Origin of the sequence: Breznakibacter xylanolyticus (assembly GCF_003254275.1) — a bacterium.
Classification (GTDB): Bacteria; Bacteroidota; Bacteroidia; order Bacteroidales; family Marinilabiliaceae; genus Breznakibacter; species Breznakibacter xylanolyticus.
In genome coordinates this window covers 85,097-110,970 of sequence record NZ_QKZK01000004.1, presented here as the reverse complement: position 1 = coordinate 110,970, position 25,874 = coordinate 85,097, and the positions used below count along the sequence as shown (strand labels likewise).

The window sequence follows — 25,874 nt, the reverse complement described above, 5'->3', positions numbered from 1 at the left end:
GCTTTCAATCTTTTTTTGTTTCAACAAACAAACCACATGGTTCGCTATCTTTTCACCAATATTACTATGCTCTTCATCGTGTGTGGAGCGTTAGTTTCACAACCCTACATCAAAGGACGGGTCACGGAACAAGGCCACGGGATTGGTCTGGCAACGGTGAGAATTGCACATAGCCATGAAGGCACAACCACCGACTCAACCGGCCGTTTTATATTATACCACAATACCGAGCAAACAACTATTCTTCTGGAAGTGTCGCACGCCGCCTACGAAACGGCCTGGATCTCGGTTCCTGCCAATACGACCCAAGAGATACCAATAAATCTCACCCCAAAAAACATACGCACCGACGAAGTTATCATCATCAGTCAAGGCAAGAGTGGCATCCAACAAACCTTTGCCGGCAAACAAACCCTAAGTCAGAAAGAAATATTGGGGTTGCCAACCTTTTTGGGAGAATCGGATGTTATCAAAGCGGTGCAGCTGACCGCCGGGATTCAGTCGGTGAGCGAGGGACATGGCGGGGTTTTCGTGAGAGGAGGTGGTGCCGGTCAAAACCTCTTTTTGCTCGACGACATGGAGCTGCTGAACCCATCGCACCTCATGGGCATCTACTCAGTGTTTAACCCTCTCACGACAGGCGAAGCAGAAATACACAAAGGGCATGCACCCATACACATGCAAGGACGGCTCTCATCGACCATCGCCGTCAGAAGCAGAACACCCCAACCCGAGAGCCAGGGAGTGGAAGGGCACATCGGCAACATCAGCTCAAATGTGGTGTGGTCAACGATTTCGAAGGATAACAAAATAAGTCTGATCACGGGTTTCAGACGTAGTTATCTGGAAGGACTGGGCGCAGTGGCCTCATTATTTATGAAAAATGAAAAAAACTACTTCAAAACAAACCACTATGCCTTTTACGACTGGAACGGAAAAATCAACTTCAAAATGGGTTATTCGTCGCAGTTATCGCTAAGTTGGTACCTGGGAAACGACGATTTTTACATCAAAAACCCGGGCATCACCTACAACGCCGGCACCCAATGGGGCAACCGATGTGCCGCACTGTCATTCAGACATACCACCCCAAGAGGGATGGTGATGAAACACAGTATCGACGTGACCCATGCCTATTCAGGTTTTGAAGGCAGCTTGCTCGAGAATCTCATTGGCATAGACAGTCGAATGACACAATGGAACCAAAAAAACCAATGGACATATTCAAACGAAGCGCATCTGTGTGATTTTGGACTCGAAACAAGTTATCAATCAACCACTCCTGAAGATTTCCGATACATTTACATCAATGATTCAATCAAACGTGAAACATCGTTTCGAAATGCAATCATGAGCATCTATGCAGGAGATAAAATCAAGCTCACGCCCCAAACAGAGCTATATGCAGGCATTCGAGTAGGGACAAACCAATGCCTGGGTCCTTACCAATACCACCACGCCGATGAAACCGACACTGACATAGCGGCATGGAATCAAGCAAAAAACTATATGTATTGGTCAACGGTAGTGGCACTTTCCGTTAAAACACGGGAAAATGAATGGATTAAAGCAGCATTTTCAAAAAATGTGCAACAGGTACATCTGGCTTCCATCAGTTCCATTCCCTTACCCAACGACTTATGGGTCAGTGCCACACCGCGTCTTCGCCCCGAAAACAGTTACCAACTTTCGGCAGGCTACTATTTTAAACACAAACAGATAGAGCTATCAATTGAAGCCTACGGAAAATATCTTGACAACCAACTTATTTATAAAGTCAATCAGAGCAAAGAAGAACGCCAAAACTTTGAAGATGACTTTTTTCATGGAGAAGGATTTGCATACGGAACCGATATTTCCCTGTCAAAAAAGAAAGGCCTATGGACAGGTTCAATCAACTACTCGTTGGCTCAATCGAGGCGATCGTTTCCTGACATATACAACGGTCAATGGTTTGACGATAAATACGATCGAAGACATGACTTAAACTTGACGTCCAATTACAGAATCAACCCGAAGTGGGATATCGGGATGGTATGGATATTTGCAACCGGTAACACCACCACCTTGCCCAGTGGCCGATGGTGGATGATGGGCAGCGTGATGAACGATTATATCGGGTACAACAACTTCCGTTTCCCGCCCTATCACCGACTCGATCTCTCGGTGAATCGAACATTTCAATCAAAACGGTTTAAGGAATCCATTCTCAACTTTTCTATCATCAACCTTTACAGCAGAGCCAACCCCTACTTCATGTTTTACAAAGTGTACAAAGGAACATCGCAATACGACATAGACATCCGTGCCACCCAAATTTCCCTTTTCCCCATCATGCCATCAGTAAGTTGGCGATTTAAATTTTAAGATGACATGAGACACATCTTGATTCTATTATTTAGCATATTAGCTCTTAGCTGTTCCAAAGAAATAGACATAGACCAACCCGACTATCAACCTCAAATTGTGGTGGATGGTTGGATTGAAAGCGACCAGTCAGCACATATCTTTCTCACACAGAGCTCCCCATTCCTGACGCATTATGACTCGGCATCTATTCGCAACACCTTTCTCAACTATGCCAAAATTACCCTCACCTCCTCCGAAGGAGAATCAGAGATCCTCACCCTTTATCGTGAAAAACAGTTTTTCCCTCCCTTTGTGTATAAAAGCGTTGCCATCAAAGGGAAATCAGATGTTCGTTATGACATAAAAATTGAAGTAAAAGGCAAAACACTTGAGGCGAGTACCACCATTCCCAAAAACCCAAATCCCATAAAACTGAGCATGAATGCATCGACCGATAGCAGCGGGATTTTAAACGCGCTCATCACCCCCTCGATTGATTCAACCATCTATTTATATACACAGGTTAAATCACTCAAGAGCAAAGAAAACTACCATGCCTCGTTTATGCCTTGCTACCAGGTTCAACCCACCCACGCCCCTTTTGATTTACCCGTGTGGCGCGTAAGGGAAACAAACCTCTACCTGAGCGACCCTCAAAGCCACCCCTACTACAAATGGCCCCGATATCAATATGCCATTGACGACACCGTCTATGTTAAAATAGGAGCCACTGATGCCACATCTTTCAGGGTGTTGAAAAGCCTTTTTACCGATCATGCCAGCATGGACAATCCCTTTTCCTTTAACGGTTCCCGACTGGAAACAAACATTAAAGGAGGGATTGGTCGTTGGACAGGAATTGCCACCAACAGAATATTAATATATACAGGCCAAGAAAATCAGTGAGCTTCTAACCAATTGTTACCTTGCCCCATATCAGCAACCAACGGCACCTTTAATTCGAATGCAGACTCCATTTCACGTCGAACAATTTCTTTTACCAGGTCAAGCTCCTCGCGCAGCACGTCAAAGTTCAATTCATCATGTACCTGAAGTATCATTCTTGACTGAATATGATGCTCCTGAAAGGCCTTATCAATACGAACCATGGCTATTTTGATAATGTCAGCCGCAGTTCCCTGAATGGGTGCGTTGATGGCGTTACGCTCGGCCACGCCACGAACCACAGCATTACGAGAATTGATATCAGGCAAATAACGTTTGCGACCACTCAGGGTGGTGACAAAACCCAGTTCACGCGCAGTGGCAATGGAGGCATCCATAAAACGCTTCACACCGGGAAAACTCTCAAAATAACCATCAATTAAAGCCTTAGCCTCTCCTCGAGGAATCCCCAATCGTTCCGACAACCCAAAAGCCGAAATCCCGTAAATAATGCCAAAATTGGCTGTCTTGGCCTTGCGCCGCATGTCGGAAGTCACCTCAGCGACCGGCACATTATAAATGCGCGAAGCCGTGGCCGCATGGATGTCTTCACCGCGCTTAAACGCTTCAATCAGATGTTCGTCGTCACTCATGTGCGACATAATGCGAAGCTCAACCTGAGAGTAGTCAGCCGAGAGGAACAGATGATTATCATCAGCAGCCACAAAAGCCTTGCGGATTTCCTTCCCGTCCTCATCACGAATGGGAATGTTTTGCAGATTGGGATTGTTGCTACTCAAACGCCCCGTCACCACAAGAGCCTGGTTATATGATGTATGAATCCGACCGGTTTTAGTATTAATCAAAGTCGGCAAAGCCTCGGCGTATGTCGACAAAAGCTTCTTTAACCCACGATGCGTCAGAATTTCATCCACAATGGGATGCTTACCTTTCAGTTTTTGTAAGGTCTCCTCATCGGTACTGTATTGCCCCGTTTTGGTCTTTTTAGCTTGGGGATCGAGCGACAAACGATCAAAAAGCAGCTCACCCACCTGTTTTGGACTGGCGATATTAAACACCTCACCTGCGAGCTCAAAAATTTGTTGTTCAATGGATTCGATGCGAGCACGCAATTCCCCGGCAAAACGATTTAATTCCCCGGCATCGACCCGCACGCCGGCGTGTTCCATTTTTTCAAGCACCTTCATTAAAGGCATTTCCACCTCATCAAACAATGTCGCAAGACCAGCCTCACTGAGTTCAACAGACAATTTCTGGTACAACTGAAATGTGACATCAGCGTCTTCACCAGCATATTCCTTAATTTTATCTAAAGCAACATGACGCATACTGCCTTGTCCCTTTCCTTTTTTCCCGATCAACTCCTCGATGGCCACCGGTCGATAATTAAGGTAAGTCTCAGCCAGGAAATCCATATTGTGTTTCAACCCCGGATGCAAAAGATGATGCGCCACCATGGTATCGAAAAATGGCCCCTGCACATCAATGCCGTAACGGCGCAGCATCAGCATATCAAACTTAAGGTTTTGACCAATTTTAAGAATAGAACCGTCCTCAAGTATTGGTTTAAACAACAAAAGTAATTCATCAGCCTTATCACGACTTGAAGGCACCGGAACATACCAGGCTTCACCCTGTTTCCAACAAAATGAAAGCCCCACCAGTTCGTCACGCTCCGTATCGAGCCCCGTGGTTTCGGTATCGAAGCAAATGCGCTTTTGCACACTCATCTCGGCCAACAGTGACATCAAGGCCAATTCGCCTTCCACAAGATAATATTGGTGCGCAACGTCAGCAATGGTTTTAAACGATGAAGGCGCATGATGTTCAGCAGGCACCGCCATATCGAATAGGGTGGCTTGACGGGGAGCAGGCATAAACAACTCACGAATGCGCGAGGCCAGGTTTTTAAATTCCAACTCATCGAGCAAAGGATTAAGCAAGTCAAAATCCGGTTTTTGAAACACCAATGACTCATCACTCCACGACAAGGGCACATCGGTACAAATGGTGGCCAAATGACGCGACAACTCAACCTGTGCACGAAACTCTATTAACTTCTCCTTCTGTTTCCCTTTTTGTTGATCAATATTATCATAAATGGCATCAATTGAACCATAAGCTGAAATTAGTTCTTTGGCCTTTTTCTCCCCAATCCCCGGGCACCCGGGGATATTATCAGCCGAATCGCCCCACAATCCAAGGATATCAATCACCTGAGCAGGCTCTTGCACCGAAAAAATTTCACAAACCTGAGGCACCCCGATAATCTCCGCGCCATTTCCCATCGCAGCGGGCTTATAGATGCAAATCCGATCGGTGACCAACTGAGTATAGTCCTTATCGGGCGTCACCATAAACACCTCAAAACCTTGAGCTTCGGCCTGCTTCGCTAAAGTACCAATCACATCATCAGCCTCGTATCCGGGCTGCTCAATCACAGCCACACGAAAAGCCTTAAGCATCTCTTTAATGAGAGGCACGGCACGCTTGATATCCTCAGGCGTTTCATCGCGATGTGCTTTGTACTCGGGGTACATATCGTGCCGAAAAGTCGGCCCCGAAGGATCGAAAGCCACCGCAATGTGCGAGGGTTTCTCCTTGGTCATAATTTCGAGCAGAGAATTCAGAAACCCAAAAACGGCAGAAGTATTCGCACCCTTTGAGTTCACACGAGGATTGCGGATAAAAGCATAATAAGCGCGATAAATCAGCGCGTAAGCATCCAGAAGATAAAGACGTTTAGCAGAAGTTTCACCCATGACGGATTATTTTTAAGAAGGTGAAAATGGGGAAAAATAAACAAACGGCAAACAAAGCCTATCAATAAAGCAGCCGCACCACCAAATGCAAGAAAACATCACATAGAGACAGAAGAAAGCAAACGACGACAATAAAAAGCACACTCACCAATCATAGTGATGATTAAACCCAACCACTTCCCAATTACCTTTAACATCACGACACAATCTGACATCGACCATCACATCGCGTCGATCCCCATCAACCAGCATGCGCACTTTGGCCTGGCCAATGCCATCGACCACCGAAAGTTGACCGGAGGCAAACCAGCCCAGCTGCTTCACACCACCGGCAATTTCATCTATCTGAGCATCGCTCTTTAAAAATGCTGAAGCCACGGCGTAAGGCTCCGACCTCATCAAGAAAGTTTCGGGAGTAACGAGAAAAAAACTAAAAACCGATAAAACAACCACCGCAGCCAAACCAAGACGCACCAAACGCATGGCTCTTTGTGAAGAATAAAGCACCACGGTTCGGGCGAAACGATCGCCCAATCGACGACCATCGCGACGCATCACCACCCATAACAAATCCAAAGGCCACAATAAAGCAAACAGGTTACGCAGCATCAATCGAAAAGTCCCCGGAGAACGATGCGGGATAAATACATCACGCACCACAATGCCGGAAGCGAATCGGCCAATGCTGACCCCATCAAAAGCATCGCGACACAAAAACATCCCTATTGCCCCCATTGCCACCAACAGCCACACCCAACTAAAAAGAGAACTACCGGGCACCAATCGAACCAGGGAATCCATAAATATCATAGCTAACAACATCAATACCAGCGCTAGGATAAACAAATCCAATAAAAATGCAGCGACACGACGACACCAACCAGCAGGATTCATAAAACAGGATTAGATTAGAACATAAAACAGGCTCAGTGGCCAGATAAAAATAAATAAAATAGCCCAAACGAACGAAAAACAAAGCCCGGATGTCGCAAACAACCCGGGCTATGCCAACTATGAATCATCTAACACTAAACCAAATATTCAACAGATAAAACAGAAAGCGTTTGATTGACTAACACATAAGCAATCTCACCAAAAGTAAAAGGTCCGGTCAGAGCGCCTGTTTTTTTGCCCTCCAAATCGGAATACAAATAATTGAGAATGCAATTACAGGCACCCACCACATTGGCAGTAGACTTAGGAATCAATTTTTTGAAATCAGTCACATAATCCTTCACCGGCATGGCAAATTTATAAACCTGATTCTTCACCACGGGGGCATAAAAAGAAACCTTCCCATCATCAACCTGCTGAATGCTGATGTTGATCATGGCACCACTATAATTGGCCACCAATGGGAGACGAGTGTCGATTTTATGCTGCTTCAAATAATCGGCAAAAATCATTTTTTCGCCATTCACCATGCATTGTGTGGCAGAAAAGCCGCTCTCGGGAAACGTAATGATATCGCCATCACCCTGCTGAAAGAGGTTGACAATATCGAGCTTGGCAAACTTACTGTCGGGTAACTGACAATGAAGCGCAATGGCCCTGTTGTCATAAAACTGCCCCGACTCACCATCCAGAATCTTGGGTGAGACCTTGCCAATATCAGCCAAATCGACACCGGTAATCCACCCCATCAGAGGGGCATCGAATACCCCCGGATAATCGTTCACATCGAGGGCAAAGCGAAAGTGAATATCAGAAAACCCGGGCACGAGCAACCACGAGAAACCATTTCGATACCTGTCGGCAGTTAGTCCGAACAACTGTCGATCATCATATCGACGAATGCGAGCATCAGACACCAGATGCGTCAAATCGGTGACAAACACTTTATCATTGGACATGCACCCCCCTTCCACGTCCATGAAATAAGGAATGGTTCCGCCAATCCAACGCCCCTTTTCAATCTGGGCAAGTACGTTTTCATTGGCTGCCAGCACCATAATGTGATTATCCCGCACCAATGCATTAACTTCAGGTAGGGACATTAATTGATTATTCTTCATCAGCTTAAGGTTAGGAAAGATTAAAAATCGTGTTAACATCTTTTTGATACATGTGCGCATTATTGGCACAAAACCGATACAAATCCTCAATGGCCTCGTCAAGACTAATTTTGTTGTACTTGACGGCAAACTTGAGCGCATTGAGTTTCATCTGCAACGACAAACTACTTAAAGTGGGTTGATGCTTTTCGGTGAGCAAATCATTCCACAGTTGATGACTTGAGTTAGGAATCATAGTCAGAAAAATTATAGGTTAGATGCAATACAGAAATCCAAGTTACCGCCGTCAGAAAGAGAAATCAACCCCCCTTTTGTAGGGAAAAGCAGCACAAACAAAAGGGGGCTGAATTAATGATTTTTCACGCCAAATGATTTCATTCCTTTTTACCTTTGCGGCAACAAAAACAATTAGGACAATGGCATTGAAGGAGAAACAGCCCAAGGGAACTAAAAACACGAAGAAAACAGGTAATTGGAAACGCAAAGCACTGATATGGTCACTACGCGTGGTGGCTGCCATGACAGCTTTTTTCTTTTTGCTGATTTTGATGGTTTACATTGGCGTGTTTGGCAAACTGCCTTCAACAGACAAGCTGAAAGGAATTGAGAACTACACGGCATCCATTGTCTATTCTGTTGACGGAAAAATCATGGGGGGTTACTACGTTCAAAACCGCCAAACCATTCCCAAGCAGGAAATACCACAAAGCGTAAAAGACGCGTTAATCGCCACCGAGGATAGCCGATTTTTCGAACACAAGGGGCTCGACTTCATTGGCATAGGGCGCGTGGTGGTGAAAACATTTTTGTTTGGCGATAAAGCCCAGGGCGGTGGCAGCACCATCAGCCAACAGCTGGCCAAGAACCTCTACCCGCGACGCGACCTGGGCATTCTGTCAATGCCGGTCAACAAAATTCGCGAAGGATTCATTGCCGGCCGACTCGAAAAAGTGTTCGAAAAAGAAGACATCCTGGCCATGTACCTCAACACGGTGCCCTTTGGTGAGGACATTTACGGCATTGAAGCCGCCGCGCAACGTTTTTTCAGTAAAAAGGCACGCTTCCTCAACCCGGCCGAATCGGCCACCCTGGTGGGGATGCTGGCGGCCAACACGGCTTACAACCCACGTCTAAACCCCGACAAATCGACCGCTCGCCGCAACATCGTCCTCACCCGCATGGAAACCAACCGCTTTCTGACGAGTGAAGAGGCTGAGAAATGGCGCAACACGCCGATGAAAGTCAACTACACCCGCATCGACCAAAACAGCGGCGTGGCACCTTATTTCAGAGAACGCATCCGCGTGAAAGCGGTCGAAATTTTGAACGATGAATATGGTGACCGCTACGACATCTACACCGACGGTCTCAAAATATACACCACCATTGACTCACGCCTGCAAAATTATGCCGACCAGTCGTCGCAACAACACATGGCTGCGCTGCAAAAAGAATTTAATGATCATTGGAAAAACAAAGAGCCCTGGCACGCAACGCCCAACATATTGAAAGATGCCATCCGAAAAAGTAACCGATACACGGCAGCCAAAAAACAGGGACTGAGTCACGACGACATCATGAAACAAATGAAGCGTCCCGTAAGAATGAACATCCTCGCCCACGACGGATATAAAGTTATGGAGATGAGCCCCATTGACTCCATCAAGCACTATTTAAAAATCCTCAACACCGGCTTCATGGCCATGGATGCCCGCACCGGCTACATCCTGGCTTGGATTGGCGGTGTGGATCACCGAGCCTTTCAATACGATCATGTGACCTCGCAACGACAGGTGGGATCGACCTTTAAGCCATTTGTGTATGCCACTGCGTTGCTCAACGGCGCCGAACCCTGCGACTACTACCCCAACGTGCAGGAGACCTACCGTGAATACAACAATTGGTCGCCGGCCAACTCCGACGGCAAATACGAAGGCTACTACACGCTCAAGGGAGCCCTGGCCAACTCGGTGAACACCATTGCCGCGCAGCTCATTGTCAAAACAGGCCCCGACGAGGTTGCCGACGTGGCTCATGCCATGGGCATTGACAGCGATATCCCGGCTTACCCGTCGATCGCGCTGGGCACAGCTTCGCTTTCGCTCTACGAAATGGTGAAGGCCTATGCTCCCTTTGTCAACCACGGCAAAAAGGTAGAACCCATTGGCTTACTGAAAATTGAAGATAAGAACGGGAACGTCCTTTACAAACATCCGGCACTCAAAGAACAGGAAACCGTGCTCGACCCCGATGTGGCGCGCAGCATGGTCGAAATCATGAAAGGCGTGATTAACGAAGGCACAGCCCGTTCGTTACGGGGCGTATATGGCCTCAACAGCGATCTGATAGGGAAAACCGGCACTACGCAGGACAATACCGACGGCTGGTTCATCGCCTGCACGCCCACTCTGGTCGCCGGAGTGTGGGTGGGCAACGACATCCCGGCCATCCGTTTCCGCAGCACAGCATTGGGACAGGGCGCTCACACGGCACTGCCCATTTTTGCCCGTTTCATGAGACGCGTGGAGGCCGATCCGCGCTTCAACAAGTATTCACAAGCACGTTTCGACTCGCTGCCCGAATACCTTGCGTATCGTTTCGACTGCGAACCTTTTGTGCTCGAAAATCCGGAAAAAGGATTCATCGAACGCCTGTTCGACAAACAGGACAAACCTGCCACCCCAACTGTGCGAAAAGAACAAAACGAAAACAAACCCAAAAGCGAACAAGAGCGTCAATCGTTGCTGGATAAAATGAAGGATTTGTTTAAAAAGAAGTGACAAAGGAACTAAGCAGCAGAGTGCCAAAGCATGAGAGAATAGACATTCGCCCGATTAAAAAATTAACTTTCAGCAATTCAACACAAACCCGACTTTGGGAATATTTTCGATGTTGACGCGAGGATCGTCCTGAAGGTATTTGCGCAGTTTGGTGATGAACACATCCATGCTGCGCCCGTTGAAGTAATCAATTTTGCCCCAAACGGCACCCAATAAATCATCGCGTCGCACCACCTGGTTTTTGTGACGGCAAAGATATTTGAGCACTTCATTCTCCTTTTGGGTCAGGCGACGCGACACCTCATTGATGACAAGCAATTGATTGTCGGCATCAAACCGAAAAGAACCGATGGAATGAACACTATCGGTTTCGGATACAGTGGGTAGCCCCGTCCGATTAAGAATGGCACGGATGCGACAAAGCAGTTCATCCTCATCAAAAGGCTTGGTCACATAATCGTCGACACCCAGGTTGAAACCCTTAATTTTATCGACCTTTAAAGTCCTTGCTGTCAAAAAAATGATAGGCACCGTTTTATTACGGGCTCTGATATTTTCGGCCAGGGTAAACCCATCCATTTCGGGCATCATCACATCAAGAATGCAAAAATGGAACGATCGACTCTGAAAAGCCGCCAATCCATCGCGACCATTGACACACAGAACGACCTCAAAACGGTTCGACTCCAAAAAATCGACCAACAAAAAACCCATCGAAGGGTCGTCTTCAACCAAAAGAATGGACGTGTTATCAGACATAAACCAACGGAAATTTGAGAGTAAAAGTGGTGCCTTTACCCACACGGCTGGACACCTCAACACTACCATGATAAAGTTCCGTGATTTTTTTCACATACGCCAGCCCCAAGCCAAAACCTTTCACATTATGAACATTGCCGGTGGAGACGCGATAATAACGATCGAAAACAAAAGGCAGTTCACGAGCATCGATGCCAATACCGTTGTCACTTACCGTTATCTCAATAAAATGGTTGTCGACTTTCGAGGTAAGGCGAATATGGGGCGTTCCCATAGAATATTTCAATGCATTGTCAATCAAATTGGAGAGCATCAACTCAAAATGCTCCCAGGCACCAAACACCTTGTCGTTGGCGGCATCCCAAGATGTTTCAATGCTCCCATTGCTGTTGGATACCCGAAACATAAACTGCTGCACCACCGAGTCGCCCACCAAGTGCATCGATACAGGTTCAAGAGATTGATCTTCACGATGAAGCGTGGCCAGTTGAAGGATGCGCTTCACGTTGCCTTCCATCTTATTATTCTCATTGACAATCACATCAAGATAATCGTTGATTTTTGATGAGACCGGCAAATCGTTCTTTTTACGAATGAGTCCGGCTGCCAAACGCATATTGGCCAGCGGCGTTTGAAACTCATGCACCATGTTATTGATAAAATCAGTGGTATGAGTCAATTGTGCCTGCTGTCGAACGAACATACGCAGCGTGATAAAAAACGAAGCGGCCACAAATAAAATAAACAAAATAGAAATCACAAACCAACCTTTCATTTGAGCCATGATGAACTCATTACGGTCGGGAAAACGCATGTTGAGACGGATGCCATCCTTTTGTATCAAACCATTGAGCGACTGCACATAACAAACCTGCTTAGGCAAAGACATGGCAGAGAGGGTAACCGAATCGCCAATCATAAATTCGTATTGCAGCTCAATGTGATGAGCTTCCAAATTAGTGCGAATAATGCTGTCTACTTCAGCAACCTTACTTTGCTTGATTTTGTCAGGACAGCTGTTGCCGCTTAAATAATCCATCATTTGATGGCAATCGACAGCCCTTTTCCCAATCTCCTCGCGGACACAGTACATGGCTTTGGCCACCCGATAGTTAAAATTTTTCTGCTCGAGCATGGCCGCACGATGAATCCAGATGACCTGAATAACCACCAATAGCAGCAACACAGCAAACGTAAAAACGGCCACAACCGAAAACCGACCTGTACCGGAAGATAACAAACGCTTCAAAACCATCGACAAGATGCTAAAGGGAAATAACCGACCATTGCATCGGCATACCCGGATTATACGCACAAAAGCAAACGCAAAGTTATGGATTAGAAGGGTGCTACAATAGCATTAACAACAACTTAACACAAAACACCTATTTTCGCACCTAAAACTCCTTTATTTTTACAAAAACGAATTCAACCCTAATTGGGTCATGATTGTTTAAGTTAATGAATCAAATATTTTAAAATTGTTGCCATGAAAAAATTGATGATTGCTGCCATGATGGCATTTATGGTTGCTGCCGTTGCTCCTGCCATTGCACAAGAACCTGCAAAAAAGGAATGCACCAAAGAAGAAAAAAAATGCTGTAAAAAAGATACAGCTGACTGCACAAGTGCAGAGAAAAAAGCATGCGACAAAGCCGAGAAAAAAGCATGTTGCAAAAAAGATGCGGCTCAAAAATAATGAGTCATTACCCCCAAAAAACCCGAAGCGAATGCTTCGGGTTTTTTTATTGGTTGAAACTTACTCCCATTGCCACAAACAATAAAATCATAAATTTGTACCATTAAACAAATTAAAAATAAACTTATATCCTATGAAGTTATTGAACATGATGCTCACCCTCATGGTGCTGAGCCTACTAACAACGTCATGCGGTTCGGGCAAATCCGGCGAAGCCGACACAGCCGTATGTGTTTGGAACAAAGTTTCACTGCGAACAGAACCCAACGAAAGCAGCAAATGGATTACCGCCATTAACTTGGGCGAAAAAGTGACCTATCTAAACGAATCGGCGACCGACTCATCGGGCAAAAAACCCGTTGAATACTACAAAGTAGGTCTTCAAGATGGCAAAGAAGGATGGGTGCGTGCCGATTTTATTGTCCTCAACAGCCAACCGGCCGTGCTCATTTACTCAGCTCCTCTCTACAACCGTCCCGACCTGCTCACCAAAAGTGACAAGAACTTCCTCCCCATGGACATTGTAGCCGTGAAAAATGGAGACCACGAAGGTTGGATAGAAGTGACAGGCAAAAGTAACGAAGGCAAATGGATTGATAAAGGATGGATAAAACCTGAAAATCTCTCATACGTTGATGTAGACATGGCCGTGGCTGTTTTTGCCAAGGCAGCCATTGACGAAAAAAATGACGAGAAAAAACTGACCATGCTTCGTGAAATTGCCAACAACAGCGACCTTTCCAATTCTGCTTTCATGGATCACATTTACGAAATGATTAGCTATCTTGATGGTGGTGAAGAAGAATATTATGAGGCAGAAACAGAAGACGAAACAGCCGTCGTCGCATCCGAAAGTGATTCATCGGAAGTATATGTGGTCGATTAACGATGACTCTAAATACAAACCATGATTATCGAAAAAGGCGCTCAATGAGCGCCTTTTTTACGTCTCCAAGTCATAAACACACTCAATGTTTGGGCTAAACATCAACAAAAAACAGCCATTGGTCAAATTATCCACAGGCACCCACCACAGGAATCGATAACGCTGAAAAAAGGACTATCAAGCAATGAATCAACACAAAACAAGCGCCGGCAATCAAATCCACACAACATAGAGGTCTCATTCCGAAAGAGAACCGAGACGGCAAAAGCATCACCACCTTTGTTTTGTCCGATTAAATGGGATAATTTTGATTTCTGAAAAAATCTGCACAACCTTCACAACGAACCAAAGCAACCAATCGTGAAAGTAGTATTGATCAACAAGAGCGATAGCGTGGGCGGAGCTGCTGTAGCGGCCTTTCGACTAACCGCCGCCTTGCATAACCAAAACGTTGATGCCCGCATGTTGGTTTCCGATGGCATGGACGGCATGCTGGTTGAAGTGGCCAACAAAACCATGTGGTCACACAAAATGGCCTATGCCCGTTTTTTATGGGAACGCCTGCGTTTTTGGCCATACGAAAAAAGTGCCCTCGAGCGATTTGCCTTTTCACCGGCCAATACAGGCATGGATTTGTCGGTGCATCCATTGGTGAAAGAAGCGGACATCATTCACCTCCACTGGGTCAACCAAGGGTATTTGTCGCTCAACAGCATTCAAAAACTTCTGAACATGGGTAAACCCGTGGTGTGGACCCTTCATGATATGTGGCCTTTCACCGGCGGATGCCATTACAACGGCAACTGTCATGAATTTCTGGAATCGTGCGGCCATTGTCCATTTTTGAAAAACCCTTCGGCCAAAGACCTCTCGTGGCAACAATTAGCTACCAAAAAGAAAATATACAAATCGGCCAACCTGCACATTGTCACCTGCAGCAAATGGCTCAAATCGCTGGCCAGCGAAAGCACGTTGTTCCGCAACAAGCCTTGCACGGTGATTCCCAACCCCATCGACACCGACTTTTACCATCCGATGGACAAGCAGGAATGCCGCGCCAAGCTCAAACTACCGGCAGATAAAAAGTTGCTCATGTTTGGTGCCGCCAACATCAATGATCCGCGTAAAGGAATCCGCTATCTGGTGGAAGCCCTCAACTTGTTGCACGATAATTTTCCGGTACTACACGACAAGCTCGAAGTCATCATTTTTGGAAAAACCAAGCATGGTGAGCACCTCAACATTCCCTTTAAAACGCATTTTATGCGTTACATCACCAACACCAAAACGCTGGTGCAGCTATATAGCGCAGCCGATGCTTACGTGTTGCCATCGTTACAGGACAACCTGCCCAACACCGTGATGGAAGCCATGTCGTGTGCCACGCCCGTAATCGGGTTCCGCATTGGAGGCGTTCCCGAGATGATTGAACACGAAAAATCGGGCTACCTGAGCGAAGTGCGCAACTCTTTGAGTCTGTCAAACGGCATCTACCAAACCCTGTTTATCAACGACACCGATAAAATGGCCGACGCAGCACGCACCCGGGTCCTCGACAATTATTCGGAACAGAAAGTGGCTGCCCGCTACATCGACATTTACCGACAAGCATTAGCCAATTCATGACACAACCGGTCATCAGCATCATCACCATCGTTTACAACGGCGCTGCCACACTGGAGAAAACCATTCAAAGCGTGGCAGCCTTGCATTACAAAGGCATTGAATACATTGTGGTTGATGGCGGTTCACGCGATGGAACCCTTGACATTATTCGCCGCCACGAAGCATCTATCACGCGGTGGATCAGCGAACCCGATCGAGGCCTGTACGATGCCATGAACAAAGGCATCGACCTGGCCACGGGCGATTACCTGTGGTTCATCAATTCGGGCGACGAACCCGCTTCGCCCGATGTCATCGAGCGTATGCTGACCGCCTGCCCCAATGCCGATGTGTATTACGGCGATACGATGATGATTGATGATAACGGGCAGGCGTTAGGAAAGCGCCGCCTCACACCTCCGGCGAAACTTACCTGGCGTGACTTTCGCAATGGCATGCGCGTGAGCCACCAGTCGTTTATTTGCAAAAAAACGTTGGCACCCTATTACAACCTTCAGTACCACTTTTCGGCCGATTACGAATGGTGTTTACTGGTGCTCAAAAAATCGCAACACATTTGTAACACGCAACTTGTGCTGTCACACTTCTTAGATGGCGGTCTGACTAAAAAAAACATCGTGCCGGGGCTCAAAGAACGTTTCCGCATTATGCGACAACATTTTGGATTACTGCCAACCATCGCCACACACATCCCACTGGGCATCAACCTCATCGGGTACATTTTGCGACACAAAAGGTTTTAAACACAACCGGAATCACACCCGGCAGGATCAAACTTTTTTTCCACTTGTAATTCAATGTCGTTTAGTTAAGAGAAAAAGACATAAGACGATGAGACGATGATGAGATGAAAACAGATGTTTAGATGCGTTCTCTTCGTCTCTTCAGTCTAATCTATCTGTCTTTAGTCTAATCATCTTCTTGTCTCTTTTGTGAATCGCATTCACTTAACGACATCCACTTGTAATTACAAAAAGCCAGAAAATACAAGGGAAAGAACCTTATATGCGCATTTAATACCTGTTTTACCTAATCACAACACGCTATATCATAACACATTAAACGCTTGCCTGAACTTTTGAACATTTGGCGTAAAAGTCAGAACGATTGGTGTAAAAAATACATTTCATATCTGTTTTACGAATACTTTCGCAGACATAACCCCTTGCCGTTATTTACTGATGGAGCAATTTGCCCAAGAATTAAATATCAGTAAAAACAATCCATTACACCCTCAGGCATGAAAGGGATGACACTCAAAACCCGCATCAACACACTGATTGCCAGCATTCTGGTAATCATCTTCACCTCATTAGGCATCACGCTGTTTCAAACCATTCGACACGATTTGGTAACTGAGACCGACCAACGCATGCGCGACCTCGTGGAGGACTTGCACACCATTTTGAACGACCACGTGAAGATGAAACAGGAACAGGTCAACATTTCAATGAACCTGGCACAGGAGATGATGAAAAGTGCAGGCACGCTGAAGGCCTCATCCGATCTGTTAATGATTAATGGCACCAACCAATCCACTGGAGGCACAAAGGCCTACAGCGTCAATCGCTGGGTCATCGGGAACGAAACCATCCATGGAAGCAACCGATTGGTGGATCTGATTCAGTCGCAGTCGGTGGAAGCGGTTACCATTTTCCAAAAAATTGATGATGGCTACCTTCGCATTGCCACCAACGTTAAAAACCATGACGGCAGCAGAGCCATCAACACCTTTATTCCCAACGATTCGGACGTCATCAAAACCGTTGAAAAAGGAGAAACCTACCGAGGACGTGCCTGGGTGGTGAACGATTGGTACCTCACTGCTTATCAGCCCATCGTGATGGACGGAATGGTAAAAGGGATGCTCTTTGTGGGTGTGCGCGAGAAGAACTACGAAACATTGAAAGGCATTTTTGCCTCAAAAAAATATTACAACAATGGATACCCATTCATTGTAGACGAAACGGGAACCTTTGTGATCCATCCAAACCAGGAAGGGAAAAATATGGCCGAAGCCAGCTTTTTTCAACAATTAAAAACAGCATCGCCCAACGAATTTAAAACCGAATACCGCTGGCCCGACAACAAGGATGGCAAAATGAAAACTCAGTATTTCAAATATTTTGCACCCTACAAATGTTACATCTCCACATCAATATACAACGACGACCTTTACGCTCGTATTTCACGATTGATGAACGTATTGCTCATCGGCATGGTGGTTAGCCTGGTGCTCTTTTTTGCCTTGCTGAGCTGGGTGCTCAACCCCATCATCAACAAAATTAAAGAGATGGCAGCCATGGCCAAACGCATTGCCGAAGGAGATCTCACGGTTCATATTGTAAACGATCGCCACGACGAAATAGGGGTGTTGGCGATTGCCTTGCAACAGATGAGTGAGCGCTTAAAGGACATCGTGAGCAATCTGAACGTGAGCATACAAACCCTGGCACAGGCGAGCGAGGAACTAAACGTGGCCGCCCAAAAAGTCTCCATTGGCTCAAATGAGCAGGCCTCGTCGGCCGAGGAGGTGTCGTCGGCCATGGAAGAAATGGCATCGGCCATCGACCAAAATGCCGAAAACGCTTATAAAACCAGCAGTGCAGCTACCCTATCGAGCCAAAACATCGAAAAAGGGAATCTTATTGTGCAGGAAACAGTAAAGTCGATGAGCCAGATCGCCGACAAAATAAAAAACATCAACAACATCGCCATGCAAACCAACATATTGGCGCTAAATGCGGCCGTGGAAGCTGCCCGTGCCGGCGAACATGGCCGAGGCTTTGCCGTGGTGGCAGACGAGGTATGCAAACTGGCCGAAATGAGCCGTGGTGCCGCCGACGACATTTTAAAATTATCATCGCAAGGGGTCACCATCTCCACACAGGCGGGCGATATCCTCAACCAGTTGGTACCCGAAATGCAAAAAACATCTGCCATGGTGGATGAAATAGCAGCATCGAGCCTGCAACAGCAAAGTGGTGCCGAGCAAATCAACGTGGCTGTGAACCAACTATCGAGCATCATCCAGCAAAACTCAGCATCAGCCGAAGAGATGGCCGCCACCTCCGAAGAACTCACCCAACAGGCCGAGGAGCTGAGCAAACTGATCGGGTTTTTCAAAACCGATCAGCTACATTCAGCCCCCATTACGGTTAACGAACCTCCCCTCTCCTACCGCCCCCCTCAGAAACCGGGTGGCATCAACCGCAAAAAACTCAAACAGGAACTCATTCTCGAAATGAACTAAATATTGAAACGCCCGCAGAATATCACTTCTGCGGGTATTTTATTGTTTGTTTTCAATGCTAAAACATGAAAGCGAGGCGCTTTTGAATCTGTAAATTTATAATGAAGATTATAGGACTCCCCAAGCAAAGATGTAACTTCGCAGACAAAAGATAAAAAAGCGCGAAAAGCATGATGACACCCGAAGAGCTCCATTACATGGGCATCAAAGTGGCTTACAAAGAACTGGTTGACAAAGGCTACGAAGTTCTGAACGTTCGTAAAGAAATAGACGTAAATCCACAGATATTGGCACGCAAGAACGATCGCTACATTCTGGTGGTGGTCAAAACAGCCTGCTACCCACACATGGGCATCTTAGAACCTGAAGTCGCCGCCGAGGTGGCTAAGCTGGCAATTAAACACCAAGCTCTCTGCTATTTTGCATCCGTTGGCATTGCCAATGCCAACGGAGAAACCGAGGAGGAAATGGCACGCCCGATCGTTGGGGGTGAATATTACATCAACTATGATGGAATGCAACCGCTGCCCATTGGTTAAGGAGAGTGAATGAGGGAGGAAAGTGCAGGAGTGAAAGAGTGCAAAAGGACAGAAGTGAAAGAGTAATATAAATTAAAAATCAAGCCCTCATCGTCTTGTATCCTGATAATCAAATCTTAATACTTATATAAACAGATGAATACCTTGCGTCAAATTGCAGAATTCTATAAAAAAAACAGGCTACTGATTCTGAGTGCACTCACCATCATGGTGGTGGTTCATTGGTGCAGCCGCCAGGGTGAAAATATCCGCGAGAAGGTGGTGACACCATCGGAACAGGTTACGGGGACATTGACAGACAAATTGGCTCCCACACCGGAAGCACCGCTGACAAACTGGCTCCCCTACCTGTTGATGGTAGGTGTGGTGTTGCTGGTGTTCGTGGCCAAACGTCGTGGATGGATCGAAAAACTAATTCCCGGAATGGTATTGGTGCGGACATCAATTTTCCGGTCGAAAGAAAACAAAAGACGCATGATGCGGTTATTTATTCTGAACACCACACGCAGTGGTCAGACATTTTCGAATCCGGTGGTTGAATTCATCCGACCGGGAGGCAAAAAAGCCTTTGTGATACACGTTACCGGGTCAGCCGCCTTCCCCATCACGCTCACCACACAAACCAGCCACATGTTGGTCATTGACCTGGATCGATTTTACGACAAGGTGCCGGAGCTGAAAAAAAACCGCTGGGTGAAGATAAAGATGACAGTGAACGGAACACGAGAAAAAACCTCGATGCTGCGTTGGGTTCGATAACCACATCATCAAAAAAAGAAAGATGAGCAACCTGATTACCAAACGATGGGCCAAATACGTGGCTCGAAAAAGCAAATGGGGCATAGCCCTGGACTTCCTTTTCGTCATTGCATTGCTGTTGCTCATCATCCCACAGAGCCGTACATCCATTACAGGTTTTATCATCCGCAACACCTTGTTTCAACCACGCGAAACCAAGGAGGTGATATATTTGCCCGAATCGCAACTGCAATGGTCAATGTTATCGCAGCACGGTGACACCATCACTCTGAAGGAGTTGCAGGGGAAAGTACTGTTCATTAACCTATGGGCCACCTGGTGCCCGCCGTGCGTGGCCGAAATGCCATCCATTGCCAAACTTCACGAACAATGGAAAGACAACGTGATGTTTTTGCTCATCAACGATGAGGATCCTGACAAAGTATCGCGGTTCATGAGCGAACGAGGGCTCAACCTGCCGGTTTATCGTCCCATAGGCACCACACCGGAATTATTGAATTCGGAAAGCATTCCGGCCACGTTCATCGTCACCCCTAACCACCGCATTGTACTGCGCAAAATTGGAGCCGCTGACTGGAACGGGCGTCGCATTCACAAAATTTTGAGCAAATACACCAAAGCAAACGTAAATGGTGAACAATAAACACGCTTCGGTCAAACAAAAAAACGATTGAGGATTCCTAAAAAACAGTATTTTTGGGGCTCAAAATAATAGATTAAACCAAACACGACCATCACATGTGCGGAATTGTAGCATACGTGGGAGAACGCACTGCCTATCCCATCCTGATCAAAGGTCTTCAACGCCTGGAATACCGTGGATACGACTCGGCGGGCATCGCCCTGATTAACCACGGCACCAAAGTGTACAAATGCAAAGGCAAGGTGAAAGACCTGGAAGAACACTCCAAAGGGAAAGACATCACCGGCACCATCGGCATGGGGCACACCCGTTGGGCCACGCATGGCGAACCCAGTGATGCCAACGCACACCCGCACACCTCGATGAACGGGAAATTCACCGTCATTCACAACGGCATCATCGAAAATTATGCCCACCTGAAACGGGAACTCACCGCACGCGGATATGCCTTTCAAAGCCAAACCGATACCGAGGTGCTGGCCAACTTCATCGAAAGCATCTACTCCGAAAACCAGGTGGATGCCGAACTGGCAGTGCGACTGGCTCTCACCAAAGTGATTGGTGCGTATGGTCTGGTGATTTCGTGCATCGACGAACCCGGTAAACTCATCGCCGCCCGCAAAGGATCGCCCTTGGTGATTGGCGTGGGGAAAGGGGAATATTTTCTGGCATCAGACGCCACCCCCATCATCGAATACACCGACCAGGTGATATTTATGAACGATGAAGATGTGGCTGTCATCACTCGCGACCATCTGGATTTGAAAAACATCCAGAATGACATGCTGGTTCCCAAAGTCCAGAAAATAGAACTGAGCATCGATGAAATCGACAAATGCGGTTACGAACACTTCATGCTCAAAGAGATACACGAACAGCCGCACACCATTTCGGACACCTTCAGGGGTCGCATCTCCATGGATCAGTCGAACCTGTTCCTGGGCGGCATCACCGACGTACTGCCCCGATTGGTGCAGGCGCGCCGCATCATCATCATTGCCTGTGGGACATCGTGGCATGCAGGACTGGTGGGCGAATATCTTTTCGAGGAGTATGCCCGCATCCCTGTGGAAGTGGAATATGCCTCGGAATTCCGCTATCGCAACCCGGTCATCTATGCCGATGACGTGATTATCGCCATCAGCCAGAGCGGCGAAACAGCCGACACGCTGGCTGCCATCAAGATGGCCAAGGAATCGGGCGCACTCATTCTGGGCGTGTGCAACGTGGCCGGATCGTCCATCGCTCGCGAAACCGACGCCGGCGTTTATACCCATGCAGGCATCGAAATTGGCGTGGCATCTACCAAGGCATTCACCTCGCAGGTAACCGTGCTGATGATGATGGCCTTTTTGCTGGGCAAAAAACGCAACCTCATTAGTCAGGAAGCCTACGAAGAATTGATCGCCGGCCTCACACAAATACCGGACAAAATACAGGAAATCCTCTCGGACGAGCAATACATCAAAGGCATTGGCGAGACCTACAAAGATGCCACCAACGCCCTTTACCTGGGACGTGGCAACCTCTACCCCGTTGCCCTCGAAGGAGCTCTGAAACTGAAAGAGATTTCGTACATCCACGCCGAAGGGTATCCCGCAGCCGAGATGAAACACGGCCCCATCGCCCTCATCGACGAAAACATGCCCGTGTTCATCATCGCCACCAAGGACAAATCGTACGAGAAAATCGTGAGTAACATCCAGGAGGTGAAAGCCCGTAACGGCAAGGTGATTGCTGTGGTAACTAAAGGCGATGACGTGATTGTAAAAATGGCCGACCACGTGATTGAGGTGCCCGAATGCCACGAAGCACTGGCACCACTGGTGACCATCATCCCATTGCAAATCATCTCGTACTACATTGCCGTGCTTCGCGGCTGTAACGTTGACCAACCCAGGAATTTGGCGAAGTCGGTGACGGTGGAGTAAACATCTATATCACCATAACTAAATGGCCCGTATTGAACAATGCTCAATACGGGTCATTTTATATTAGCCACAAGCATAGGAATAAAAAACTTGATACTTCGTCCTGATTTTTTGTAATTTTACTCAAAATTGATTGTCATGGATTTGCAAGCTAGAAAAATTGAATTTGTGCAAGAATTCCTTAAAATCCAAAGTGAGGATATCGTAGTTAGATTGGAGAAATGTTTAAAAAAGGAAACCACAAAAGCTGAAAAAGAAGGTCTTAAACCATTTTCAATAGAAGAGCTACACAATAGAATTAATAAATCTCTGCATGACTCTAAACACAACAGATTGATTGAAAATACAGACCTCTTAGCAGAAATGCACAAATGGCGCTAAAAATCTATTGGACTGATTTTGCAAAATCAGCATTGTATGAAATATTTGATTTTAACAAGAAAAAAGCAGGGATTCAAACCTCACAAAAACTTGTTGAAGGCATTGTAAAATCAACAAATATACTTTCAAAACAACCATTTACCGGACAGAAAGAAGAACTACTCTCTGACAGACCTGAAAGTTTTAGATATGTAGTTTTCAAAAACTACAAGATTATCTACTGGATTAATCAAACAACTCAAAGAGTTGAAGTTGTTGACGTGTTTGACACAAGGCAGAATCCAGAAAAGATAAACAGAAAATAAAATGCCAGTAGCTAATATTGTGTAGCATTAATGCCGGGTGAAGCACGTACTGCAATATTCATTTCCCACATCAACCATCAAACGGTTTGAAATGAGATTCGCCCGCATTCTGCCACTAATGCTACACTACCCGCTATAATTGAACGAAATGTCCACTCACCCATTATCCTCAGCAAACCACTCGGCATACGAAGTGGCCGTTTCATTGAGACGCAAGCTGTGCAGCATCACACGCTCGGGCAATCGGGCGGCAATGCGTTGGGCAAAATCGACAAGCATATTCTCGCACGTGGGCTGATAATCGACCACAATAAGGCGTTCGGCCATTTGAGAAAGATTGGCGATGTCATTTACCGGAGCACGGTCGCTTACCAGGATGGCATGATCAAGACGGTCAAGAATTTCGTCCTTGACAATGGCCTTGAGCTCGCCAAAATCCATCACCATGCCACATTTGGGGTGATTGGCGTCGGCATTGGGCATCCCCTTCACCGTGACACGAAGAATGTATGAATGCCCATGCAAATTACGACAAAGGCCATCGTAATTCCACAAGGCATGAGCCATCTCGAAACGAAACTCTTTGGTGAGGCGAATGGAAGTCATATTTTTTAGTGAAAAAGTGCAAAAGTACAAGAGTGAAAAAGTGCAAGAGTGAATAAAGAACAAGAGAAAGTATCCAAAAGAGGACTCCTATAGAATCATAAACATTTGACGCGTATGAATGTTCAAAAACATCAGGCTGAGACAGAGCAATGGCTGATGCAGTTGATGATGTTGGCAAGGTTTTCGTGCTTGAGAAAATAGTAAGTATTTTTCCCATCGCGAGTGGCACCCAAAACCCCTTTATCTTTAAGAATTCCAAGATGGTGAGAAGCGGTGGACTGCTCAATGTTGAGGGTCTGGTGAATTTCGGTGACCGACAAACGTGCGCCTTCTTCCAACAAGCTCATGATGGAAATGCGCATGGGATGAGCAATGGCCTTAAGCATGTTGGCCGCACGCTCGAGTTGTTCGGGGTTGAGTTCGTTGATTTTCATGAATTTTTATATTTACCCCACATCCCCCAAGGAGGATTAGAGTCAGTTATTTTTATAAATCAAAGGGTTAGACACGATCAGAAATCTGGAATAGCAAACGAGAAATCTACAACAAATTGAACGCATGCAAATATATCAATACATAGAACACAAAAACAACAAAAGGGGCGAAAAAATGGGCGATGGAAAAGAAATGCGGCAAATCGGGAAAAAAAACTAATTTTGGTACTTTAAAAACAAAAGCCAACGGGATTAGCAAGCATCATGTCAGAGACATCGTTCATCAAGAAATGCATCCGCGAGGAGATGGAAGCCTTTGAGCCATTTTTTAAGGCAAGGCTCAAAACCAAAATCCCGCTTTTGGACATCATCACCACCTATTTACTGCGTCGCAAAGGCAAGCAAATGCGTCCGATGCTGGTGTTTTTATCGGCCAAGCTCAACGGCACCGTTTGCGAAAGCACTTACGTAGCGGCCTCACTCATCGAAATACTGCACACAGCGACCCTCATCCACGACGATGTGGTGGACGAAACCTACCAACGGCGCGGATTTTTTTCGATCAACGCGCTATGGAAGAGCAAAATTGCTGTGCTGGTGGGCGACTACTTCCTCTCGAAAGGTTTGTTGACAGCCCTTGACGCCAACGAAACCGGCATCCTCAAAATTGTGTCAGAAGCCGTGCGCGAGATGAGCGAAGGTGAACTGTTACAAATCGAAAAATCGCGCAAGCTCAACATCACCGAGGAGATCTATTTTGAAGTCATCGGCAAAAAAACAGCCAGTCTGTTGGCTTCATGTACTGCTGCAGGTGCACATTCGGTAAAAGCTGATGAAGAAACCATTGCCAAAATGAAGGAATTTGGTCAAAACCTGGGCATCGCCTTCCAAATACGCGACGACCTTTTCGACTTTGAGCAAAGCGGCCTTATTGGCAAACCCACCGGCAACGACATCAAGGAAAAGAAACTCACGTTGCCACTGATTTACGTCCTGAACCAATCCAACCCGGGAGAAAAGCGACAACTGTTGTCGACCATTCGCAAACATCATCGCAACGACAAAAAGGTACAGGAAATTATCAAAACCGTGATTGATAAAGGGGGAATGGAATATGCACGCGAAAAAATGAACGATTATGCCAACCGCGCCAAAGATATTTTGAACCAATACCCCGAAAGCGACGTTCGCAAAGCCATGGAAATGTTGGTGGATTATACCATCAACCGCAAGAAATAAAA

23 protein-coding genes are annotated in these 25,874 nt (G+C 46.4%); 15 read left to right on the top strand and 8 right to left on the bottom strand.

All coding sequences use genetic code 11. From position 1 onward, the window contains the following. Positions 1 to 36 precede the first annotated feature (36 nt). Both LX69_RS03530 and LX69_RS03525 read left to right on the top strand, forming a co-directional pair. Complete coding sequence (locus LX69_RS03530) at positions 37 to 2,367, top strand: TonB-dependent receptor (protein ID WP_146260628.1); 2,331 nt, start codon at positions 37 to 39, stop codon at positions 2,365 to 2,367. A gap of 6 nt (positions 2,368 to 2,373) precedes the next feature. Then, on the top strand, positions 2,374 to 3,255 hold the full coding sequence (locus LX69_RS03525; RefSeq protein WP_111444440.1) for a DUF4249 family protein: 882 nt from the start codon (positions 2,374 to 2,376) through the stop codon (positions 3,253 to 3,255). On the opposite strand, the gene polA is transcribed toward LX69_RS03525, so the two are convergent. From polA to LX69_RS03505, 4 genes are all read right to left on the bottom strand, one after another. Further along, positions 3,249 to 6,017 (bottom strand): DNA polymerase I, encoded by a 2,769-nt coding sequence (gene polA / locus LX69_RS03520; RefSeq protein WP_111444439.1) that lies wholly within the window; start codon positions 6,015 to 6,017, stop codon positions 3,249 to 3,251. The two genes, LX69_RS03525 and polA, sit on opposite strands and share 7 nt — an antisense overlap. Positions 6,018 to 6,161: 144 nt before the next feature. Beyond that, positions 6,162 to 6,911, bottom strand: a complete 750-nt coding sequence (locus LX69_RS03515) for an RDD family protein (RefSeq protein WP_111444438.1) — start codon at positions 6,909 to 6,911, stop codon at positions 6,162 to 6,164. Between the two features lie 134 nt (positions 6,912 to 7,045). Beyond that, entirely contained in the window at positions 7,046 to 8,032 is a 987-nt protein-coding gene (locus LX69_RS03510) for a DUF6976 family protein (RefSeq protein WP_221621263.1), read from the bottom strand. A 10-nt stretch (positions 8,033 to 8,042) separates the two neighbouring features. Continuing rightward, positions 8,043 to 8,267: a hypothetical protein gene (locus tag LX69_RS03505; protein WP_111444436.1), complete on the bottom strand. Its 225-nt coding sequence runs from the start codon at positions 8,265 to 8,267 to the stop codon at positions 8,043 to 8,045. A 181-nt stretch (positions 8,268 to 8,448) separates the two neighbouring features. Between LX69_RS03505 and LX69_RS03500 the strand changes: the two genes are divergently transcribed. Continuing rightward, on the top strand, positions 8,449 to 10,812 hold the full coding sequence (locus tag LX69_RS03500) for a penicillin-binding protein 1A (protein ID WP_111444435.1): 2,364 nt from the start codon (positions 8,449 to 8,451) through the stop codon (positions 10,810 to 10,812). Positions 10,813 to 10,881: 69 nt separating this feature from the next. Here LX69_RS03500 and LX69_RS03495 read toward each other — a convergent pair whose 3' ends face one another. Both LX69_RS03495 and LX69_RS03490 read right to left on the bottom strand, forming a co-directional pair. Continuing rightward, positions 10,882 to 11,571, bottom strand: a complete 690-nt coding sequence (locus LX69_RS03495) for a response regulator transcription factor (protein ID WP_111444434.1) — start codon at positions 11,569 to 11,571, stop codon at positions 10,882 to 10,884. Further along, positions 11,564 to 12,826 (bottom strand): sensor histidine kinase, encoded by a 1,263-nt coding sequence (locus LX69_RS03490; RefSeq protein ID WP_111444433.1) that lies wholly within the window; start codon positions 12,824 to 12,826, stop codon positions 11,564 to 11,566. Before LX69_RS03490 ends, LX69_RS03495 begins: the two co-directional genes overlap by 8 nt. 234 nt (positions 12,827 to 13,060) lie before the next feature. On the opposite strand from LX69_RS03490, the gene LX69_RS03485 reads away from it, so the two are divergent. The 11 genes from LX69_RS03485 to LX69_RS03435 all read left to right on the top strand — a co-directional run bounded on the left by LX69_RS03485 (position 13,061) and on the right by LX69_RS03435 (position 23,593). Further along, positions 13,061 to 13,270 carry a hypothetical protein gene (locus LX69_RS03485; protein ID WP_111444432.1) on the top strand — a complete coding sequence of 70 codons (210 nt, stop codon included), beginning with the start codon at positions 13,061 to 13,063 and terminating at the stop codon, positions 13,268 to 13,270. 133 nt (positions 13,271 to 13,403) lie between these two features. Then, on the top strand, positions 13,404 to 14,156 hold the full coding sequence (locus tag LX69_RS03480; RefSeq protein ID WP_111444431.1) for an SH3 domain-containing protein: 753 nt from the start codon (positions 13,404 to 13,406) through the stop codon (positions 14,154 to 14,156). A gap of 360 nt (positions 14,157 to 14,516) precedes the next feature. Then, complete coding sequence (locus LX69_RS03475) at positions 14,517 to 15,782, top strand: glycosyltransferase family 4 protein (RefSeq protein ID WP_111444430.1); 1,266 nt, start codon at positions 14,517 to 14,519, stop codon at positions 15,780 to 15,782. Beyond that, a complete protein-coding gene (locus LX69_RS03470) occupies positions 15,779 to 16,525 on the top strand; it encodes a glycosyltransferase family 2 protein (RefSeq protein ID WP_111444429.1) in 747 nt (248 codons plus the stop codon). Before LX69_RS03475 ends, LX69_RS03470 begins: the two co-directional genes overlap by 4 nt. Before the next feature lie 497 nt (positions 16,526 to 17,022). Then, positions 17,023 to 19,035 (top strand): methyl-accepting chemotaxis protein, encoded by a 2,013-nt coding sequence (locus LX69_RS03465; RefSeq protein WP_111444428.1) that lies wholly within the window; start codon positions 17,023 to 17,025, stop codon positions 19,033 to 19,035. A gap of 170 nt (positions 19,036 to 19,205) precedes the next feature. Further along, the gene (locus LX69_RS03460; RefSeq protein WP_111444427.1) at positions 19,206 to 19,574 is read left to right on the top strand and encodes a hypothetical protein; all 369 of its coding nucleotides are present in this window, start codon (positions 19,206 to 19,208) and stop codon (positions 19,572 to 19,574) included. Positions 19,575 to 19,709: 135 nt separating this feature from the next. Next, complete coding sequence (locus LX69_RS03455; RefSeq protein ID WP_111444426.1) at positions 19,710 to 20,333, top strand: hypothetical protein; 624 nt, start codon at positions 19,710 to 19,712, stop codon at positions 20,331 to 20,333. A 22-nt stretch (positions 20,334 to 20,355) separates the two neighbouring features. After that, the gene (locus tag LX69_RS03450; protein WP_111444425.1) at positions 20,356 to 20,976 is read left to right on the top strand and encodes a TlpA family protein disulfide reductase; all 621 of its coding nucleotides are present in this window, start codon (positions 20,356 to 20,358) and stop codon (positions 20,974 to 20,976) included. A gap of 95 nt (positions 20,977 to 21,071) precedes the next feature. Further along, a complete protein-coding gene (gene glmS, locus LX69_RS03445; RefSeq protein WP_111444424.1) occupies positions 21,072 to 22,907 on the top strand; it encodes a glutamine--fructose-6-phosphate transaminase (isomerizing) in 1,836 nt (611 codons plus the stop codon). Between the two features lie 138 nt (positions 22,908 to 23,045). Beyond that, positions 23,046 to 23,288 (top strand): hypothetical protein, encoded by a 243-nt coding sequence (locus LX69_RS03440; protein ID WP_111444423.1) that lies wholly within the window; start codon positions 23,046 to 23,048, stop codon positions 23,286 to 23,288. Beyond that, entirely contained in the window at positions 23,279 to 23,593 is a 315-nt protein-coding gene (locus LX69_RS03435; protein ID WP_111444422.1) for a type II toxin-antitoxin system RelE/ParE family toxin, read from the top strand. The genes LX69_RS03440 and LX69_RS03435 overlap by 10 nt, the downstream gene beginning before the upstream one ends. A 156-nt stretch (positions 23,594 to 23,749) precedes the next feature. Here the strand turns inward: LX69_RS03435 and LX69_RS03430 are convergent, their stop codons facing one another. Together LX69_RS03430 and LX69_RS03425 are read right to left on the bottom strand one after the other, a co-directional pair. Beyond that, entirely contained in the window at positions 23,750 to 24,199 is a 450-nt protein-coding gene (locus LX69_RS03430) for a 6-pyruvoyl trahydropterin synthase family protein (RefSeq protein WP_111444421.1), read from the bottom strand. Between the two features lie 131 nt (positions 24,200 to 24,330). Continuing rightward, positions 24,331 to 24,633 (bottom strand): ArsR/SmtB family transcription factor, encoded by a 303-nt coding sequence (locus LX69_RS03425; protein WP_111444420.1) that lies wholly within the window; start codon positions 24,631 to 24,633, stop codon positions 24,331 to 24,333. A gap of 264 nt (positions 24,634 to 24,897) precedes the next feature. Here LX69_RS03425 and LX69_RS03420 point away from each other — a divergent pair, with 264 nt between their 5' ends. After that, on the top strand, positions 24,898 to 25,872 hold the full coding sequence (locus LX69_RS03420; protein ID WP_111444419.1) for a polyprenyl synthetase family protein: 975 nt from the start codon (positions 24,898 to 24,900) through the stop codon (positions 25,870 to 25,872). Positions 25,873 to 25,874 lie beyond the last annotated feature (2 nt).

Bases quoted from the DNA above. Each gene is read 5' to 3' on its own strand.
- LX69_RS03490 (WP_111444433.1), bottom strand. From the start codon at position 12,826: ATGGTTTTGAAGCGTTTGTTATCTTCCGGTACAGGTCGGTTTTCGGTT.
- polA (WP_111444439.1), bottom strand. From the start codon at position 6,017: ATGGGTGAAACTTCTGCTAAACGTCTTTATCTTCTGGATGCTTACGCG.
- LX69_RS03500 (WP_111444435.1), top strand. From the start codon at position 8,449: ATGGCATTGAAGGAGAAACAGCCCAAGGGAACTAAAAACACGAAGAAA.
- LX69_RS03505 (WP_111444436.1), bottom strand. From the start codon at position 8,267: ATGATTCCTAACTCAAGTCATCAACTGTGGAATGATTTGCTCACCGAA.
- LX69_RS03455 (WP_111444426.1), top strand. From the start codon at position 19,710: ATGAATACCTTGCGTCAAATTGCAGAATTCTATAAAAAAAACAGGCTA.
- LX69_RS03420 (WP_111444419.1), top strand. From the start codon at position 24,898: ATGTCAGAGACATCGTTCATCAAGAAATGCATCCGCGAGGAGATGGAA.
- LX69_RS03465 (WP_111444428.1), top strand. From the start codon at position 17,023: ATGAAAGGGATGACACTCAAAACCCGCATCAACACACTGATTGCCAGC.
- LX69_RS03440 (WP_111444423.1), top strand. From the start codon at position 23,046: ATGGATTTGCAAGCTAGAAAAATTGAATTTGTGCAAGAATTCCTTAAA.
- LX69_RS03450 (WP_111444425.1), top strand. From the start codon at position 20,356: ATGAGCAACCTGATTACCAAACGATGGGCCAAATACGTGGCTCGAAAA.
- LX69_RS03510 (WP_221621263.1), bottom strand. From the start codon at position 8,032: ATGAAGAATAATCAATTAATGTCCCTACCTGAAGTTAATGCATTGGTG.
- LX69_RS03515 (WP_111444438.1), bottom strand. From the start codon at position 6,911: ATGAATCCTGCTGGTTGGTGTCGTCGTGTCGCTGCATTTTTATTGGAT.
- LX69_RS03425 (WP_111444420.1), bottom strand. From the start codon at position 24,633: ATGAAAATCAACGAACTCAACCCCGAACAACTCGAGCGTGCGGCCAAC.
- LX69_RS03480 (WP_111444431.1), top strand. From the start codon at position 13,404: ATGAAGTTATTGAACATGATGCTCACCCTCATGGTGCTGAGCCTACTA.
- LX69_RS03530 (WP_146260628.1), top strand. From the start codon at position 37: ATGGTTCGCTATCTTTTCACCAATATTACTATGCTCTTCATCGTGTGT.
- glmS (WP_111444424.1), top strand. From the start codon at position 21,072: ATGTGCGGAATTGTAGCATACGTGGGAGAACGCACTGCCTATCCCATC.
- LX69_RS03470 (WP_111444429.1), top strand. From the start codon at position 15,779: ATGACACAACCGGTCATCAGCATCATCACCATCGTTTACAACGGCGCT.
- LX69_RS03525 (WP_111444440.1), top strand. From the start codon at position 2,374: ATGAGACACATCTTGATTCTATTATTTAGCATATTAGCTCTTAGCTGT.
- LX69_RS03435 (WP_111444422.1), top strand. From the start codon at position 23,279: ATGGCGCTAAAAATCTATTGGACTGATTTTGCAAAATCAGCATTGTAT.
- LX69_RS03460 (WP_111444427.1), top strand. From the start codon at position 19,206: ATGATGACACCCGAAGAGCTCCATTACATGGGCATCAAAGTGGCTTAC.
- LX69_RS03485 (WP_111444432.1), top strand. From the start codon at position 13,061: ATGAAAAAATTGATGATTGCTGCCATGATGGCATTTATGGTTGCTGCC.
- LX69_RS03495 (WP_111444434.1), bottom strand. From the start codon at position 11,571: ATGTCTGATAACACGTCCATTCTTTTGGTTGAAGACGACCCTTCGATG.
- LX69_RS03430 (WP_111444421.1), bottom strand. From the start codon at position 24,199: ATGACTTCCATTCGCCTCACCAAAGAGTTTCGTTTCGAGATGGCTCAT.